Source organism: Bradyrhizobium xenonodulans (assembly GCF_027594865.1).
Lineage (GTDB): Bacteria > Pseudomonadota > Alphaproteobacteria > Rhizobiales > Xanthobacteraceae > Bradyrhizobium > Bradyrhizobium xenonodulans.
The window spans coordinates 293,984-308,864 of sequence record NZ_CP089391.1; the positions used below are offsets into that span (position 1 = coordinate 293,984).

General features: G+C 64.8%; 16 protein-coding genes and 1 tRNA gene. 13 read left to right on the plus strand and 4 right to left on the minus strand.

The features are described from left to right. Positions 1 to 80: 80 nt before the first annotated feature. Complete coding sequence (locus tag I3J27_RS01390; protein WP_270164357.1) at positions 81 to 296, plus strand: hypothetical protein; 216 nt, start codon at positions 81 to 83, stop codon at positions 294 to 296. A 41-nt stretch (positions 297 to 337) separates the two neighbouring features. Here the strand turns inward: I3J27_RS01390 and I3J27_RS01395 are convergent, their stop codons facing one another. Next, the gene (locus tag I3J27_RS01395; protein ID WP_270164358.1) at positions 338 to 2,026 is read right to left on the minus strand and encodes an MFS transporter; all 1,689 of its coding nucleotides are present in this window, start codon (positions 2,024 to 2,026) and stop codon (positions 338 to 340) included. A 149-nt stretch (positions 2,027 to 2,175) separates the two neighbouring features. On the opposite strand from I3J27_RS01395, the gene I3J27_RS01400 reads away from it, so the two are divergent. The 7 genes from I3J27_RS01400 (at position 2,176) to I3J27_RS01430 (ending at position 9,937) form a co-directional block, all read left to right on the plus strand. Continuing rightward, complete coding sequence (locus I3J27_RS01400; RefSeq protein ID WP_270164359.1) at positions 2,176 to 3,546, plus strand: hydrolase; 1,371 nt, start codon at positions 2,176 to 2,178, stop codon at positions 3,544 to 3,546. A gap of 31 nt (positions 3,547 to 3,577) precedes the next feature. Further along, the gene (locus tag I3J27_RS01405; RefSeq protein ID WP_270164360.1) at positions 3,578 to 4,948 is read left to right on the plus strand and encodes a cytochrome P450; all 1,371 of its coding nucleotides are present in this window, start codon (positions 3,578 to 3,580) and stop codon (positions 4,946 to 4,948) included. A 51-nt stretch (positions 4,949 to 4,999) separates the two neighbouring features. Then, a complete protein-coding gene (locus tag I3J27_RS01410) occupies positions 5,000 to 6,409 on the plus strand; it encodes an adenylate/guanylate cyclase domain-containing protein (RefSeq protein WP_270164361.1) in 1,410 nt (469 codons plus the stop codon). Positions 6,410 to 6,583: 174 nt separating this feature from the next. Next, on the plus strand, positions 6,584 to 7,084 hold the full coding sequence (locus tag I3J27_RS01415; protein WP_270164362.1) for a tellurite resistance TerB family protein: 501 nt from the start codon (positions 6,584 to 6,586) through the stop codon (positions 7,082 to 7,084). A gap of 242 nt (positions 7,085 to 7,326) precedes the next feature. After that, a complete protein-coding gene (locus I3J27_RS01420) occupies positions 7,327 to 8,106 on the plus strand; it encodes an SDR family NAD(P)-dependent oxidoreductase (protein ID WP_270164363.1) in 780 nt (259 codons plus the stop codon). 122 nt (positions 8,107 to 8,228) lie between these two features. Continuing rightward, on the plus strand, positions 8,229 to 9,023 hold the full coding sequence (locus I3J27_RS01425) for a glutamine amidotransferase (RefSeq protein ID WP_270164364.1): 795 nt from the start codon (positions 8,229 to 8,231) through the stop codon (positions 9,021 to 9,023). Between the two features lie 101 nt (positions 9,024 to 9,124). After that, a complete protein-coding gene (locus tag I3J27_RS01430) occupies positions 9,125 to 9,937 on the plus strand; it encodes an enoyl-CoA hydratase (RefSeq protein ID WP_270164365.1) in 813 nt (270 codons plus the stop codon). A 111-nt stretch (positions 9,938 to 10,048) separates the two neighbouring features. On the opposite strand, the gene I3J27_RS01435 is transcribed toward I3J27_RS01430, so the two are convergent. Beyond that, a tRNA-Ala gene (locus tag I3J27_RS01435) sits at positions 10,049 to 10,124 on the minus strand. A 189-nt stretch (positions 10,125 to 10,313) separates the two neighbouring features. On the opposite strand from I3J27_RS01435, the gene I3J27_RS01440 reads away from it, so the two are divergent. Genes I3J27_RS01440 through folD form a run of 3 tightly spaced genes read left to right on the plus strand, consistent with a single transcriptional unit; the run spans position 10,314 to position 11,865 of the window. Beyond that, positions 10,314 to 10,604 (plus strand): YggT family protein, encoded by a 291-nt coding sequence (locus I3J27_RS01440; protein ID WP_007598721.1) that lies wholly within the window; start codon positions 10,314 to 10,316, stop codon positions 10,602 to 10,604. Positions 10,605 to 10,619: 15 nt separating this feature from the next. After that, the gene (locus I3J27_RS01445) at positions 10,620 to 10,979 is read left to right on the plus strand and encodes a DUF167 domain-containing protein (RefSeq protein ID WP_270164366.1); all 360 of its coding nucleotides are present in this window, start codon (positions 10,620 to 10,622) and stop codon (positions 10,977 to 10,979) included. Position 10,980: 1 nt separating this feature from the next. Then, positions 10,981 to 11,865, plus strand: a complete 885-nt coding sequence (folD, locus tag I3J27_RS01450; protein ID WP_270164367.1) for a bifunctional methylenetetrahydrofolate dehydrogenase/methenyltetrahydrofolate cyclohydrolase FolD — start codon at positions 10,981 to 10,983, stop codon at positions 11,863 to 11,865. 135 nt (positions 11,866 to 12,000) lie between these two features. Here the strand turns inward: folD and ppa are convergent, their stop codons facing one another. Both ppa and I3J27_RS01460 read right to left on the minus strand, forming a co-directional pair. After that, entirely contained in the window at positions 12,001 to 12,537 is a 537-nt protein-coding gene (ppa, locus tag I3J27_RS01455; RefSeq protein WP_270164368.1) for an inorganic diphosphatase, read from the minus strand. 192 nt (positions 12,538 to 12,729) lie between these two features. After that, positions 12,730 to 13,239, minus strand: coding sequence for a GNAT family N-acetyltransferase (locus I3J27_RS01460; protein ID WP_270164369.1), 510 nt, complete (start codon positions 13,237 to 13,239; stop codon positions 12,730 to 12,732). 266 nt (positions 13,240 to 13,505) lie between these two features. Here I3J27_RS01460 and I3J27_RS01465 point away from each other — a divergent pair, with 266 nt between their 5' ends. Together I3J27_RS01465 and I3J27_RS01470 are read left to right on the plus strand one after the other, a co-directional pair. Beyond that, positions 13,506 to 14,417 carry a dienelactone hydrolase family protein gene (locus I3J27_RS01465; protein WP_270164370.1) on the plus strand — a complete coding sequence of 304 codons (912 nt, stop codon included), beginning with the start codon at positions 13,506 to 13,508 and terminating at the stop codon, positions 14,415 to 14,417. Then, on the plus strand, positions 14,414 to 14,881 hold the full coding sequence (locus I3J27_RS01470; protein ID WP_270164371.1) for a DUF2269 family protein: 468 nt from the start codon (positions 14,414 to 14,416) through the stop codon (positions 14,879 to 14,881). The genes I3J27_RS01465 and I3J27_RS01470 overlap by 4 nt, the downstream gene beginning before the upstream one ends.

The window sequence follows — 14,881 nt, forward strand, 5'->3', positions numbered from 1 at the left end:
CTGTCGATAAAGCCGTTGCGGCTGAGGGATCGTCGCACTAGCTTCGCCCGCACATTCTTCCGGGTAAGAGGCATTACGCGATGACCAGATTTCTTTTCATTCTTCCTTTGCTCCTGTGCGCATCGGCCGCGTCCGCGCAACAGCAGCCTGGCCACGATGCCTGTGCGCGCGATGTCACGCGCTTCTGCCGCGCCGTGATGAACAATGGCGATGGCGCCGTGCTCGCCTGCCTGAAGCAGAACCGCGCGCGGCTGAGCAAGGGCTGCGACAAGGTGCTGACGGACCACGGGCAATAATGATTCCGTAGCCGGGATGGAGCGAAGCGTAATCCGGTAAGTTACGTACTGCTCCCCGCAGCGGTCGCGACCACCGGCAGCACCTCGGCGCTGGCACGATCCGGCGTCTCGTCCTTCCAGCGCACGGAGCCGAACGGGCGCTCCAGCATGCGGCGGATCCGCACCGGCTCGGGGCCGATGTGGAAGGCGATCGCCTCCTGATGCAGCGCGCGTTCGGACTGCGTCGAGCGGTTGCGCTGGCGTAAGTAGTCGAGCCAGGTCGGACAGTGATAGCGCTCGGTCCACAATTCGGGATCGGCGATGTCGCGCGCGATCGACCAGCCATAGGCGCCGTTGCGCTGGCGGGAGAGCTGCACGTCCTGCATCACGTTGTGGAAGGCGCGCGCGTTCTCCTGGGCGACCCGGTATTCGATCTCGACCACCAGCGGTCCGCTGCGTGCCGTGAGCGACAGCTTCACCTCGGGATCGGCGAGCACGTCGGCGTCCTCGTTGCGGGCGCCGACGCGCGGCATCGTGAGCCACAAGCCCAGCAGCGGCGAGATCAGCATCAGGCCGGCGGCGGTGAGAAGTGCGATTTCGACGCCGGCATAATCGGTGAGATGGCCCCAGCCCCAGGCGCCGATGGCGATGCCGCCGGAAATCGAGGCCTGGAACGCGGCGAGCGAGCGGCCCGCGACCCAGCGCGGCGCCGAGAGCTGCACGCCGATGTTGAACAGCGCGACTGCGGCCATCCAGACGGCACCGGCGAGCACCAGCGCAGCCGCCGTCAGCACCGGCTCGGTGCTCACGGCGAGCGCGGCCATCGCAAACGCCATCGAGATGGTGCAGGCGCGGATCGCGGCCTCGCCGCTCATGCGCTTGCGCAATTCGTGGATGTTGAGCGCGCCGACCACCGCGCCCATGCCGAAGGCGCCGAGCATGATGCCGTAGGTCTGCGCACCGCCATGCAGCAGGTCGCGCGCCACCAGCGGCATCAGCGCCATGATGGCACCGCCGATCAGGCCCATCACCAGCGTGCGCAGCAGCACGATCTTGATCGGCGGGGAATTGGTGATGTAGCGGAAGCCTGAGACCATGGCGCGGTTGAGCTTCTCCCGCGGCAGGCGTGACGGCTCGGTGTTGCGGCGCCAGAGCAGCAGCACCACCAGCAGCGGCAGATAGAGGATCGCGTTGCAGGCAAAGGCGGCAACCGCACCGAGCGCGGCGACGATGACGCCGCCGACCGCGGGACCGAAGCTGCGGGCGATGTTGTAGCTGATGCCGTTCAGCGCGACCGCCGAAGGCAATGCATCGGGCGGCACCTGCTCGCTGACCGAGGACTGCCAGGCCGGACCGAACAGCGCGTTGCCGCTACCGACGACGAAGCAGAAGGCGAGCAGCAATTCCGGCGTGATGAGGTTGAGCCAGGCGAGTACCGTCAGCGCGGTCGCGCCGGTCAGCGCGATCGCCAGCGAGACCAGGGTGACGATGCGGCGGTCATACATGTCGGCGATGGCGCCGGCCGGCATCGAGATCAGCATGATCGGCAGCATCAGGGCGGTCTGCACCAGCGCCACCTTGTCGGCCGAGGCCGCCATCTGCGTCATCGCCCAGGCCGCGCCCACGCCCTGGATCAAGAGGCCGAGATTGGAGAGCAGGCTGGCCAGCCAGATACGCCGGAACACGGTGTACCGCAGGGGGGCGGTGATGCCGTCGGCTGCAATTTTCTGACGGTTCGGCTGCTCGGTCATATCCCCTTCCATATGGGCTGGCAGAAGTGGGCTTGGAGTGGTCTTTGGGTGATTCCGGCAAGTTCAGTGATGCCTGCGAAAGTCCTTCGCTGTCCAGTGGTTAGGCCGGTATAAGCGGTGCAAAGACATGGTTTTGCCGGGGAGGAACAATGAGGCTGTCGCGACGGACGATCCTGCAAGGTGCTGGCAGCTTGCCCTTCGCAATTGCGAGCTTGCGGGCGGGCGCGCTGGCCCAACCCGCACCCGCCGGCGCGCCGAGCGAGGTGCCTCCGATCCTGTTCGTCCACGGCAATGGCGACTACGACGCGCTCTGGATGACGACCTTGTGGCGGATGGAATCCAACGGCATCGCGCGCGACCGCATGGCGGCGATCAATTTCACCGATCCCAATGCGCGCAGCGACGACAAGGTCGAGCAGGCGAACCGCTCCTCGACGGAGGACCAGCGCCGCGAGCTCGCCGCTGCCATCTCGGAGTTGAAGCGCCGCACGGGCGCACCGCGCGTGGCGCTGGTCGGCAGCTCGCGCGGCGGCTATGCGATCCGCAACGTCATCAAGAATGGCGGCGCCGGCGATGTCAGCCACGCCGTGCTGTGTGGTACGCCCAATCACGGCGTGTTTGCGACCGATGACCAACCGAACAACGAATTCAACGGCCGCGGCGCGTTCCTGCGCGGCTTGAACGAGGGCGAGAGCGAGGTGACGCCGGGCACGGCCTTCCTCACGCTGCGCAGCGACGGCATGGACAAATACGCCCAGGCCGACGGCCGCTTCATCGGCAAGCCCGGCACGCCGACCGGCGTCACCGTCGAAGGGCCGGAGCTGAAGGGCGCCACCAATCTCGTGCTTGGCGCGCTCGACCATCGCGAGGTTGCGTTCCACCCGAGGGCCTTCCGCGAGATCTACAAGTTCATCGCGGGACGCGAGCCCGCGCGGATCGCGATCGTGCCGGAGCAGAGCGTCAGGCTGAGCGGCCTCGTGACGGGCACGCCTGGCGGCGTGTCGACCAATCGGCCGGTGACGGGTGCAACCGTCGATGTCTTCCGCGTCGATCCTGATACCGGTGAGCGTAAAGGCGCCGCGGTGCACAGCGCGAAGACCGGAGCCGACGGCCGCTGGGGTCCCGCGCAGGTCGATCCGTCATGGTCGCTCGAATTCGTCCTGACATCGCCGGATGCGCCGACGACGCATATCTATCGCTCGCCCTTTCCGCGCTCGTCCGATGTCGTGCATTTGCGCGCCGCCCGCCCGCTCGGTCCGGCCGACAAGGATGCCGGCGCCGTCGTGATCTTGTCGCGCCCGCGCGGCTATTTCGGGCTGCCGCGGGACGTGGTGCTGCTTGGTGGCAAGGAGCCTGCCGACGTCAAGCCGGGCGTGCCTACGGATTCGACAGCAACCCTGCGCCTTCCGGCCAGCGAAGTCGGGCGTAACATCGCGGCCCAGTTCGGCGAAGAACGGATTGTGGCACGCGCCTGGCCTGCCGCCGAGAACAGGATTGCGATTGCTGAGCTGACTTATTAGCTATCTGCCTGCGTGACATCGGGAGAGAGCCATGAACATCGCCAGCGTGCGTCGGCCCATCATCCCTCCGACCCCGCCGCGTGCGCCCGATGACATGTCGTTCCTCGGCCGGGTCGCCGTCCTCAGGCAGAACATGATCGCGACCTGGGGGCAGCGCGCCTACGAGGAAGACATCATCAAGGGCCGCTTCTTCCTCCGCAACAGCTTCATCCTGAACCAGCCGGACGCGATCCGGCACGTCCTGCTCAGCAATTACGAGAATTATTCGCGCACGCCGGCGGGCATCCGCATGCTGCGCCCGGTGCTCGGCGACGGCCTTCTGATCGCGGAAGGCCATTCCTGGACGTTTCAGCGTCGCACGCTTGCGCCTGCGTTCACGCCGCGCGCGACTGCAAACCTCGTGCCGCATATGACGGCGGTGCTGGACGAGACCATCGCGAAGCTCGATGAGCGAACGAGCGAGCCGGTCGACCTTCGCGAGGTGATGCAGCGCATGACGCTGGAGATCGCCGGCCGCACGATGTTCTCGTTCGGCATGGAGCGTCACGGCCCGACCTTGCGCAATTTCGTCATGGAATACGCCGCGCGGCTGGGACGGCCCTATTTCCTCGACATGGTGCTGCCCGTGTCCTGGCCGAGCCCGATGGATTTTGCACGGGCCCGTTTCCGCAAGCGCTGGACCGAGTTCGTCGCCATGCTGATCGCCGAGCGGCGTTCAATGGGCAAGAAGGACGGTGCGCCGCCGCGCGACCTGTTCGATCTCATGGACGAGGCGCGCGATCCGGAAACCGGCAAGGGCTTTTCCGACGAGCAGCTTGTCGACGAGGTCGCGACCATGATCCTCGCCGGTCACGAGACCACCGCAACCGCGCTGTTCTGGGCGCTCTATCTGCTCGCGCTCGATCCGGAGACGCAGGAGGAGGTGGCGTCCGAGACCCGTGGCGAGCATCTCGACAGCATCGCCGACATCGATCGCCAGAAGTTCACCCGCGCCGTGATCGAGGAGACGATGCGGCTCTATCCGCCGGCCTTCCTGGTCGCGCGGGCCGCGCGCGAAAAGGACAATGCCGCCGGCGTCGAGATCGGCAAGGGCGACATCATCATGATTGCGCCGTGGCTGCTACACCGGCACGAGAAGTTGTGGGACCAGCCGAACGCATTCATCCCCAAGCGCTTCATGTCGAAAGAGGCGCCGGACCGCTTCGCCTATTTGCCGTTCGGCGCAGGACCGCGCGTCTGCATCGGCGCGCCGTTCGCGCAGGCCGAATCCGTGCTGGCGCTGGCCCGGCTGATCGGCGCGTTCCGTGTCGAGCTCGCCGATACGACCGATCCCGTGATCCCGCTTGGCGTCGTCACGACCCAGCCGGACCACTCACCTTTGTTCCGCATCACGCGTCGGTGACAGACATTCGTCTGGCCGATGGCGTGATGCACTCCAGATAGAGTTTGCGCCATGAGCGACATCCAGGCCCAGTTTTCCGTTCTGAAGCAGACCGCTGACGCGAAGGTGGTCGATGCGATCGCGCGTCTCATCGAGGACGGTGAGGACCACGAGCTCAACCGCGTCAATGTCCTCGATTTCGCCACGCAGCATGGCCTCGACGAAGAGCATGCGATCTCGGGCTTTCTGCATTCGGCCCGGCTCGGGCTGTTCGATCTCGGCTGGAACGTGCTGTGTCCGGGCTGCGGCGGCGTGCTGGGGGCGCATTCGACGCTGAAGGCGCTCAAGCCCGACGATTATCACTGTGCGCTCTGCGCCTGCGGCTACAAGGCCTCTGTCGACGATCAGGTCGAGGTGTCTTTCACCGTGAATTCGCGCGTGCGGCGCATCGCTGCGCACGACCCTGATACGCTTCCGGTGTGGGAGTATTTCAAGCAGGTGTTCTGGAGCTCCGGCGTCGACTTCAACAAGGAATCGTTCACGACGCTCGCGAACGAGGTGACGTTGGACACGATGGAGCTGCCGGCGGGCGAAAAGGCGACGATGTCGCTGCAATTGCCGAACGATTTCATCATCATCTTCGAGCCGGTGACGCACGCCGCCCATTTCATCGACGTGCAGGGCGAGCCGACCAAGGACCGCCAGCAGCTCGCCATCATGTACAACAAGGTGCAGGCGCCGACGGGGACCACGACCATGCGGCCGGGTCCGCTGCGGTTGTCGTTGGAGAACCAGGCCGGCGTGCGCGTGTTGCCGTCGGTGTTCATCGCCGCCGAGGCGCTTCATCACCTGATCGGCAAGCGCAAGCCGTTCCTCACCGCCAAGAGGATGCTGTCGAACCAGACCTTTCGCGATGTGTTCAAGGCGGACAATCTCAGTCTCGACCAGCGGCTCCAGATCACCTCGCTGACGTTCCTGTTCACCGACCTGAAGGGATCGACCGCGCTCTACGAACGCGTCGGCGATCTCGCCGCGTTCGATCTCGTGCGGGCGCATTTCCATGCGCTGCTCGAGATCATCTCCTCCGAGAAGGGCGCGGTGGTGAAGACCATCGGCGACGCCGTGATGGCGACCTTCATCCGCCCCGAGCATGCGATCGTCGCCGGCTTCCGGATGCGCGCGGCGATGGACGAGCTGAACAAGCAGCGCGGCACCGAGGATCTCATCGTCAAGATCGGTATTCATGAGGGGCCGTGTCTGGCGGTGATGCTCAACGAGCGGCAGGATTATTTCGGCCAGACCGTCAACATCGCCGCCCGCGTGCAGAGCCTGTCGACCGCGCAGGAAATCCACATCACCGGTCCGGTGCTCGATGCGCCCGCGGTCGCCGAGCTGCTCGAGCAGCGCGCGATCAAGCCGATCCAGAAGCAGGCGGCGCTGCGCGGTATCGCCGACAAGATGGTGGTGTACGAGATACCGTGATGGACTTCCGTCTGAGGGCTTGGCTTGCTACTCGCGCCCGATTGATAGCGGCCAGATTGCCGAAACGTAATGCAGCGCGCGGAACTGACGCACGTTGCGGCGGTTGAGTTTCCCGCTCATATAAGGCTGGTAGCCGCCGGCTCCCCGCGGCGTCATCGATTTCGGTAGGACCTTATGCTCGACGGCTTGCGCCAATTCATCGCCGACATTGTTGCTCCCCATGGCCAGGACCGCGCGTTCGGCGATAGCGATTACCGGCTGGCGGCGACCGCGCTGCTGGTTCACGTCGTTTCGCTGGATGGCCAGCCGACCGCGGCCGAGCAGCGCAAGCTGCACAATTTGATCGAAAGCCATTTTGGGCTCGATCGCGGCACGGCCGATCGGTTGATCGCGGATGCGACCCAGGTCGAGGGCGAGGCGGTCGATCTCTATCATTTCACCAGCGTCATCATGCGCTCGCTCGACGAGGAGGGCCGCAGGCGCATCGTCCAGATGATGTGGGAGCTGGTCTATGCCGACGGCCAGGTCACCGAGTTCGAGGACAACGTGGTCTGGCGCGCCTCCGACCTGCTCGGGATCTCCCAGCGCGACCGGATCGAGCTGAAACATGCGGTCGCGGACCGCGCCGGCGGCCAAAACGGTGGTCAGGTCAAGGACAGCGCCGTCGGCGGCTAATCCGTCCCACACCGCAAATTGCCGGTTGTGCGGACCACATGACGAAACTTTAATATAGCCTTGGGAGACGGCCGGGTTCCGGATTCTCCTGTAAATACGCCGTTTTCCTGCTCTCCCTGTCTCCCGCTCAAGCCGCCATGCTGCAAGCGCCGCTTGCCTGTCGCGCATGGCCTATGCTCTCGTTCGGTCATTGCGGGCTAAAAAACTTCAATTCAAGAGACTTGGATCAAGAGACTTGGATCGTGACTGAGCGGGTAACGTTGATCACCGGTGCTTCGGCGGGCATCGGTACGGAGCTGGCACGTGTGTTTGCCGCGAACGGGCATCGCCTCGCGCTGACGGCGCGACGGGCGGATCGGCTGGAGGCGCTCGCGAACGAGCTCGCCGCCACGTGTGGCAAGAAGCCGATTGTGATCGCCTGCGATCTCCAGGATATCGATGCCGGCGAGAAGATCGCCGCCGCACTCGCCGCCGAAGGCGTCGAGCTCGACAATCTCGTCAACAATGCCGGCTTCGGCGTGTTCGGCGACGCCATCGAGCGCGACCGCGTCGAGCAGGTTGGCATCGTCGATGTCAACGTCCGGGCGCTGACGGATCTGTCGCTGCGCTTCGCCGACCAGCTCATCAGGAACAAGGGCGGTCTGCTCAATGTCGGATCGGTCGCCGGCTTTCTCCCCGGCCCCGGCATGGCCGTCTACTACGCGTCCAAGGCCTATGTGATTTCCCTCACCGAGGCCCTGCGCGCCGAACTCGCGCCGCGCGGCGTTCGCGTCACCGTGCTTTGCCCCGGTCCGGTGCCCACCGAATTCCAGGCGCGCGCCGGCGTCGGCTCCGGACACGACACGGCCCTTCTCAATGTCCCTGCCGCCGTGGTTGCAGAACAGGCCTATCGCGGCCTGATGGCCAACAAACGGGCAGTGCTGCCTGGTCTCGGCATCAAGATCGTGCCGTTCGCGCTGCGTTTCTTCCCGCGCGGCTTCATCCTGGCGGCCACCAGCCGCTTCCAGAGACAAAGGCGCTAGAAGCCGGACTCTCCCGTATTGGCCCGGAGCTTGCTTTCATTTCGGTGTGTGCGCGAACTCACACGAAATTAACGATCGCTTAGTTATGCTGGCGGTCTGAACCGATAGCACTCGCAGAGGCCATGTCGTTCCGGACGGACAGGTTTGGTGGCGCAGAACTGGTGCCCTTCCCCAGAAGGACGCCGACCGCCGTCGCCTCAGAAACCCGGTTGCCGGTTCTGATCATCCTGCATCAGGAATCCTCGACACCCGGCCGCGTCGGCAATGCGCTCCGCGCGCTCGGCCATCGTCTCGACATCCGCCGTCCCCGCTTTGGCGATCCCTTGCCGGAGACACTCGATCGGCATGCCGGCGCCGTCGTCTTCGGTGGTCCCATGAGCGCCAATGATCCCGACGACTACATTCGCCGCGAGATCGACTGGATCGAAATTCCGCTTCGCGAGCAGCGGCCGTTCCTCGGCATCTGCCTCGGTGCGCAGATGCTGGCGATGCAGCTCGGGGCCCGCGTCGCGCCGCATGCGGAGGCGCTGACCCAGATCGGCTACTACCCGATCCGCCCCACGGCCGCGGGCCACGCACTCTGCCCGGCCTGGCCCGCGCAGGTCTATCATTGGCATCGCGAGGGATTTGAACTGCCTGCCGGCGCCGAGCTGCTTGCGGAAGGCGATGATTTCCCGGTGCAGGCGTTTCGCGCCGGCAATGCCTTCGGCGTCCAGTTTCATCCCGACGTGACCTACGCGATGATGCATCGCTGGACCACGCGCGGCTATGACGGCTTCAGCGCACCCGGCGCCCGACAGCGGCATCATCATTTCGCGGATCGCGCCGTCTACGACGTCGCGGAGCGCGCCTGGCTCGATCACTTCATCCACGGCTGGCTGGCGCATCGGCCGGTACTGGCGCAAGCCGCCGAGTAGTCCGCGCGTTCGCGCGAGGCCCTTGCCTCTCTCCTGGATATGCTAGGCTCGTCGTCAACGAGCGCGCGTAAACGCGCGCCGGCAGACAAAGGGAGAGCGCGATGGCCTATGAACACATTCTCTATGACGTCAGCGACAAGATCGCGACCATCACGCTCAATCGTCCGGATCGCATGAACGCGTGGACGCCGACCATGGAGCGCGACGTCCGTCACGCGATGGAGGTATCGAGCGCGGATGAGAATGTCCGCGTCATCATTCTCACTGGCGCGGGCCGCGCCTTCTGCGCCGGCGCCGACATGGATGCGCTGAAGGGGCTCGATCCCAACGACGTCGGGCGCGCATCGAACCTGCCGCCGTTCGACATGAACCGCCGCCCGGACTGGCAGACGCGCTACGGCTTCTATCCGTCGATCGGAAAGCCCGTGATCGCCATGCTCAACGGTGCGACCGCCGGCATCGGCCTCGTCCACGCGCTCTATTGCGACCTGCGCTTCGCCGCCGACAATACCGTCTTCACGACGGCCTTCGCCCGGCGTGGCCTGATCGCCGAACACGGCATGTCCTGGATGCTGCCGCACATCGTCGGCCATGCCAATGCGATGGATCTGTTGCTCTCGGCCCGGCGCGTTTCGAGCGAGGAAGCGCTGCGGATCGGATTGGTCAACCGGCTCTGCCCGCCCGAGAAGCTGCGCGAGGAGACGTATGCTTACGCGCACGATCTCGCGGACATGGTTTCTCCGAGCGCGGTGGCCGTGATCAAGCGGCAGCTCTACGAGGTGCCGTTCCAGACCCTGGCCGAGGCCACGATCGAGGCCAACAGGGAGATGATGGTGGCGCTGAACGGCAGTGATTTCCGGGAAGGCGTCGCCAGCTTCATGGAGAAGCGGCCGCCGCGATTTACGGGGAAGTAGGGGGAGTGTTCCTCAACCAGTCCGTCTTCGCCCTGCGGGCTTCGCCGGACACCACGCTTCGCCCTTCAGGCTCCTCGTGGCTGCGCCACGCGTAGCCCGAAGGGCGGAGCGTGGTGGAGCCAGGCGGGATCGAACCGCCGACCTCGTCATTGCGAACGACGCGCTCTCCCAGCTGAGCTATGGCCCCTTTGCTGGCCGCTCTGGTAAACGCGGCCGACAACCGGGCGCCATTTAAGTCCCCGCCAAGGTCAAGTCAAGGACGGGTGCAACCCGGTTTTAGCCATTCCGGCGTCCGAACTTCCCTTGTTTGGGCCTGACGGAACCGATATCTAGCAAAAGGCGTCAATCCCGACCGCAGCCAGAGTTTTTAAAAGCCATGCGTGCCGTTCTCGACATCGTCATCATCGTGCTCGACCTCTACGTCTGGCTGCTGATCGCCTCCGCGATCCTGTCCTGGCTGATCGCCTTCAACGTCGTGAACACCCGCAACCAGTTCGTTTCGGCGGTGGCGGAGTTCCTGTACCGGATCACCGAGCCGGTCCTGGCGCCGATTCGCAATTTCCTGCCCAGCCTCGGCGGCCTCGACATCTCGCCGATCATCCTGATCCTGCTCATCATGTTCATCGAGCGCGTGATTCTGTACTACATCTACCCGAACGTGATCTGAGCGGGTTGGAGCGCCTTGGTTGCAAACAAGGAACCCTGGCGTTACTCGGCCGCAGGAATCAGCATCGCGCTGCGGGTGACGCCGCGCGGCGGCCGCGACGACATCGACGGGATCGAGCAATTGGCCGACGGCCGCAGCGTGCTCAAGGTGCGGGTGCGCGCGATCGCCGATGGCGGCGAGGCCAACAAGGCCGTTCTGGTCCTGTTGGCGAAATCACTCGGCGTCCCCAAGGCCAGCGTAAAGCTGCTATCCGGTGCCACCTCGCGGCTGAAGCAGATCGCGGTCGACGGCGATCCGTCGCGGCTCGGCGAAGCCCTGCGCAAGCTCGTCCAAGCCAAATCGGCAGACACGAAATCGATAGACCAAGGGAACTGACATGACCGCCAAGATCATCGATGGAAAGATCATTGCCGCGGAACTCCGCGGCCGTGTCGCCGACGAGGTCGCCCGCGTCAAGCGCGAGCACAATCTGGTGCCGGGCCTTGCGGTGGTGCTGGTCGGCAACGACCCCGCCAGCGAGGTCTATGTCCGCTCAAAACACACCCAGACCCAGGCAGCCGGCATGGCCTCGTTCGAGCACAAGCTGCCGGCCGACGTCTCGCAAGCCGATCTGCTGGCGGTCGTCGCCAAACTCAACCGCGATCCCGCCGTGCACGGCATCCTGGTGCAACTGCCGCTGCCGAAGGGCCTGAACACCGAAGCCGTCATCAACGCCATCGATCCCGCCAAGGACGTCGACGGCCTGCATCCGAACAATGCCGGCCGGCTCGCCGGCGGCTTCCAGGCGCTGTCGCCCTGCACGCCGCTCGGCTCGATCATCCTGACCAAGAGCGTGCACGCCTCGCTCGAAGGCATGAACGCCATCGTCATCGGCCGCTCCAATTTGGTCGGCCGTCCGCTGGTGCAATTGCTGCTGAACGAGAACGCCACGGTGACGATCGCGCACTCGCGATCGCGCGATCTGCCCGGCCTCGTGAAGCGCGCCGATCTCGTCTACGCCGCGGTCGGCAAGCCGGAGATGGTGCGCGGCGACTGGCTCAAGCCGGGGGCGACCGTGATCGACATCGGCATCAACCGCATCCCCAAGGACGACGGCAAGACGCGTCTCGTCGGTGACGTCGCCTATCAGGAAGCGCTTGGCGTGGCCGGTGCGATCACGCCGGTGCCGGGCGGCGTCGGCCAGATGACGGTGGCGTGCCTGCTGGTGAATACCCTGCGCGCGGCCTGCGCGATCGCGGGGCTGCCGAAGCCGGCGGTGTAGTGATCTCGCGTGCCCCGGCCGCAGCGCAGCGTGTAACGATGCGCTGCTGAGCCGGGGCCTAGTGCAAGTTACATCATAGGTCCCGGCTCTGCGAAGCGTCACTTCGTGCCGCATCGCGTCCGGGACACGGACGCCTTAGCCTTTTTTGTTCTTTTCGCGCTCGATGCCTTCGAGGATCAGCTTGTGCGCATCCTCGGGGCCGCCCCAGCGCAAAATCTTCACCCACTTGCCCTTCTCGAGATCCTTGTAGTGCTCGAAGAAGTGCTGGATCTGCTGAAGCGTGATGTCAGGCAGATCGGAATACGACTTCACCTTGTCGTAGCGCTGCGTGAGCTTCGACGACGGCACGGCAAGAATCTTCTCGTCGCCGCCGGCTTCGTCTTCCATGAACAGCACGCCGACCGGGCGCACGCTCATGACGGCGCCGGGAATGATGGCGCGGGTGTTGATGATCAGCACGTCGCAGGGGTCGCCGTCATCGGACAGCGTGTGCGGGATAAAGCCGTAGTTACCGGGGTAACGCATCGGCGTGTAGAGGAAGCGGTCGACCACCAGCGTGCCGGCCTCCTTGTCCATCTCGTATTTGATCGGTTCGCCGCCCACGGGGACTTCGATCACGACGTTGACGTCGTGGGGGACATTCTTCCCGATCGAGATAGCATCGATACGCATTCAAGGCTCCGTTGTTGCCGAGGATAAATCGCGCCCGGCAGCGATTTTGGCGCTGTCATACGCGGGCTTGGCCCGCCAATCCATCGTGTTTTTGTGAAATAATGAATCCGGCGATCACCGGCTCAAAGGCAACGGTATCGACGGATGGGAAACGCTGCCGGCCAAGCTTTCAGCAGCTCAATGGGTCAAATCTTAGTTGGTCCAGGCGAAGGCCACCTTGTCGAGCGACTTCGGCCCGAAACGCTCCGAGGAGCGCGCCACCATACGGCCACCCAGGGCCCGGTAGAACTCGGTCGCGGGATCGTTGTCCGAGAGAGCCCACACCACCATACTCTTCAGGCCGCTCTGCATCAGGTCGCGGCGGGCGGCTGTGAACAGGCGGCGGCCAAAGCCGAGGCCCTGGAATTCAGGACGCAGGTAGAGCTCGTAGATCTCGCCATCGAAATGCAGGCTGCGGGCGCGGTTGCGGCCGTAATTGGCGTAGCCGGCGATCTTGTCGCCGAACACGAGCACGCTGACGCGACTGCCCTTGCGGATCGCACTGTCCCACCACTGCGGACCACGGCGGTTGATCAGCTTCTCCAGCTCACCGCCGGGAATGATGCCCTGATAGGCGGCGCGCCAGGCTTCGTCATGGGTGGACGCCACCGCAGTTGCATCTGCAGCTTTGGCCGGCCGGACCTCGATCAGGGTTGTGCTCATGGACACAATCAAACCAAGTCGCCGCGCTCGCGGCAAGACCTATCGTTAATTATCGGTTAACCTGTGGACTTTGTGCATCAGTATTTCAACCATGTTGTACCGAAAAAAGACAAGACGCCATTTCGGGTGGCATCGGCCTGCCATGCACCAGTGCAAAACTTCCCGGCGGCAACGAATGAACCGCCATGGCAACGCAGAAAGTCCGCCGATATTGATTCGTTCCAACTAGTCTGGCTGTCGCTATCCGTGTTCGGCTCCGGCAATTCATGCGGTTCTTCAACACCCTTTTCAGCCCCCTTGCGCTCCTGCCTTTGCTGTCGCTGCTGACTGCGCCGCCTCTGTGCGCGCAGGTCACGTTCGGGCCGTCGGGCGAGGAGGGCGAACCGTTTCGCCGGCAGGAGTGGCGTGTGCCCTCACCCGATACCAGCGTTGCCGCGCACGCCCTGCTGTTTCGCCCCGCCGGGGTCGGCCCGTTTCGGCTCGTGGTGATCGCGCACGCCTCGACGCAGAATGGATTGCGTCGTGCGCAAATGCCGCAGCCGGAATACCGCGCGCTCACGGCCGTTCTCGTCGCGCGCGGCTTTGCCGTGCTGGTGCCCGAGCGGCTCGGCCATGGTGCAACCGGCGGCCGCTACATCGAGGACCAGGGCGGATGTGACGAAGCGGACTATGCGCGCTCGGGCCGCGCGACCGCCGAGCAAATTTCGCTCGCGTTGAACTATCTGCGCAGGCAGGATTTCATGCGCAAGGATGCCGCGGTCGTGATCGGTCATTCCGCCGGCGGCTGGGGCGCGCTGGCGCTCGCGAGTGCCGATTCGAAAACGATCTCGGCGATCATCGCGATCGCGCCGGGGCGCGGCGGCCACGCCAATGACGAACCGAACCGGATTTGTGCGCCGCAGACGCTTCATGCGGCCGCCGCTGAGTTCGGCAAAGCCGCGCGCATTCCCGTCACATGGCTCGTTGCGACCAATGACAGCTATTTCGCGCCGAAGTTTTCGCTGGGCTTGGCCGATGCGTTTCGCGGCAGCGGCGGCAACGTCGACTTCCGCACCTTGCCGGCCGTCGGCAGCGAGGGGCACTGGATGATCGAGAGCGAGGCCGGCGTCAGAGCTGCCAGCAACGAGCTCGATCGTGCGCTGAACCGGTCCAAACCCGCGGCAACCAAGAAGCCATGACGCTGTATCTCCTGGTCAAATACCTGCATGTGCTCGGTGCCATCGTCATCCTCGGTACCGGCACCGGCATCGCCTTCTTCATGCTGATGGCGCATCGCACGGATAACGCGGAATTCATTGCGCGCACGGCTTCGGTGGTGGTGATCGCGGACGCAATCTTCACGTTGTCGGCCGTGATCCTCCAGCCGGTCACCGGCGGCCTGCTGATGATGCTCTCGGCGATGCCGGTCACCGAGCGCTGGCTGCTCGCCTCGCTCGCGCTCTATGTCATTGCTGGCCTGTTCTGGGTCCCCGTCGTCGTCATGCAGATCGAGATGCGCGATCTCGCACGCAAGGCGGCCGAGCAGCGCGTCGTGCTTCCGGAACGCTATTTTGTGCTATTCCGCCGCTGGTTCGCATTTGGCTTTCCCGGTTTCGGCGCGACGATGCTCATTCTCTGGCTGATGATCGCAAAGCCGTTCTGA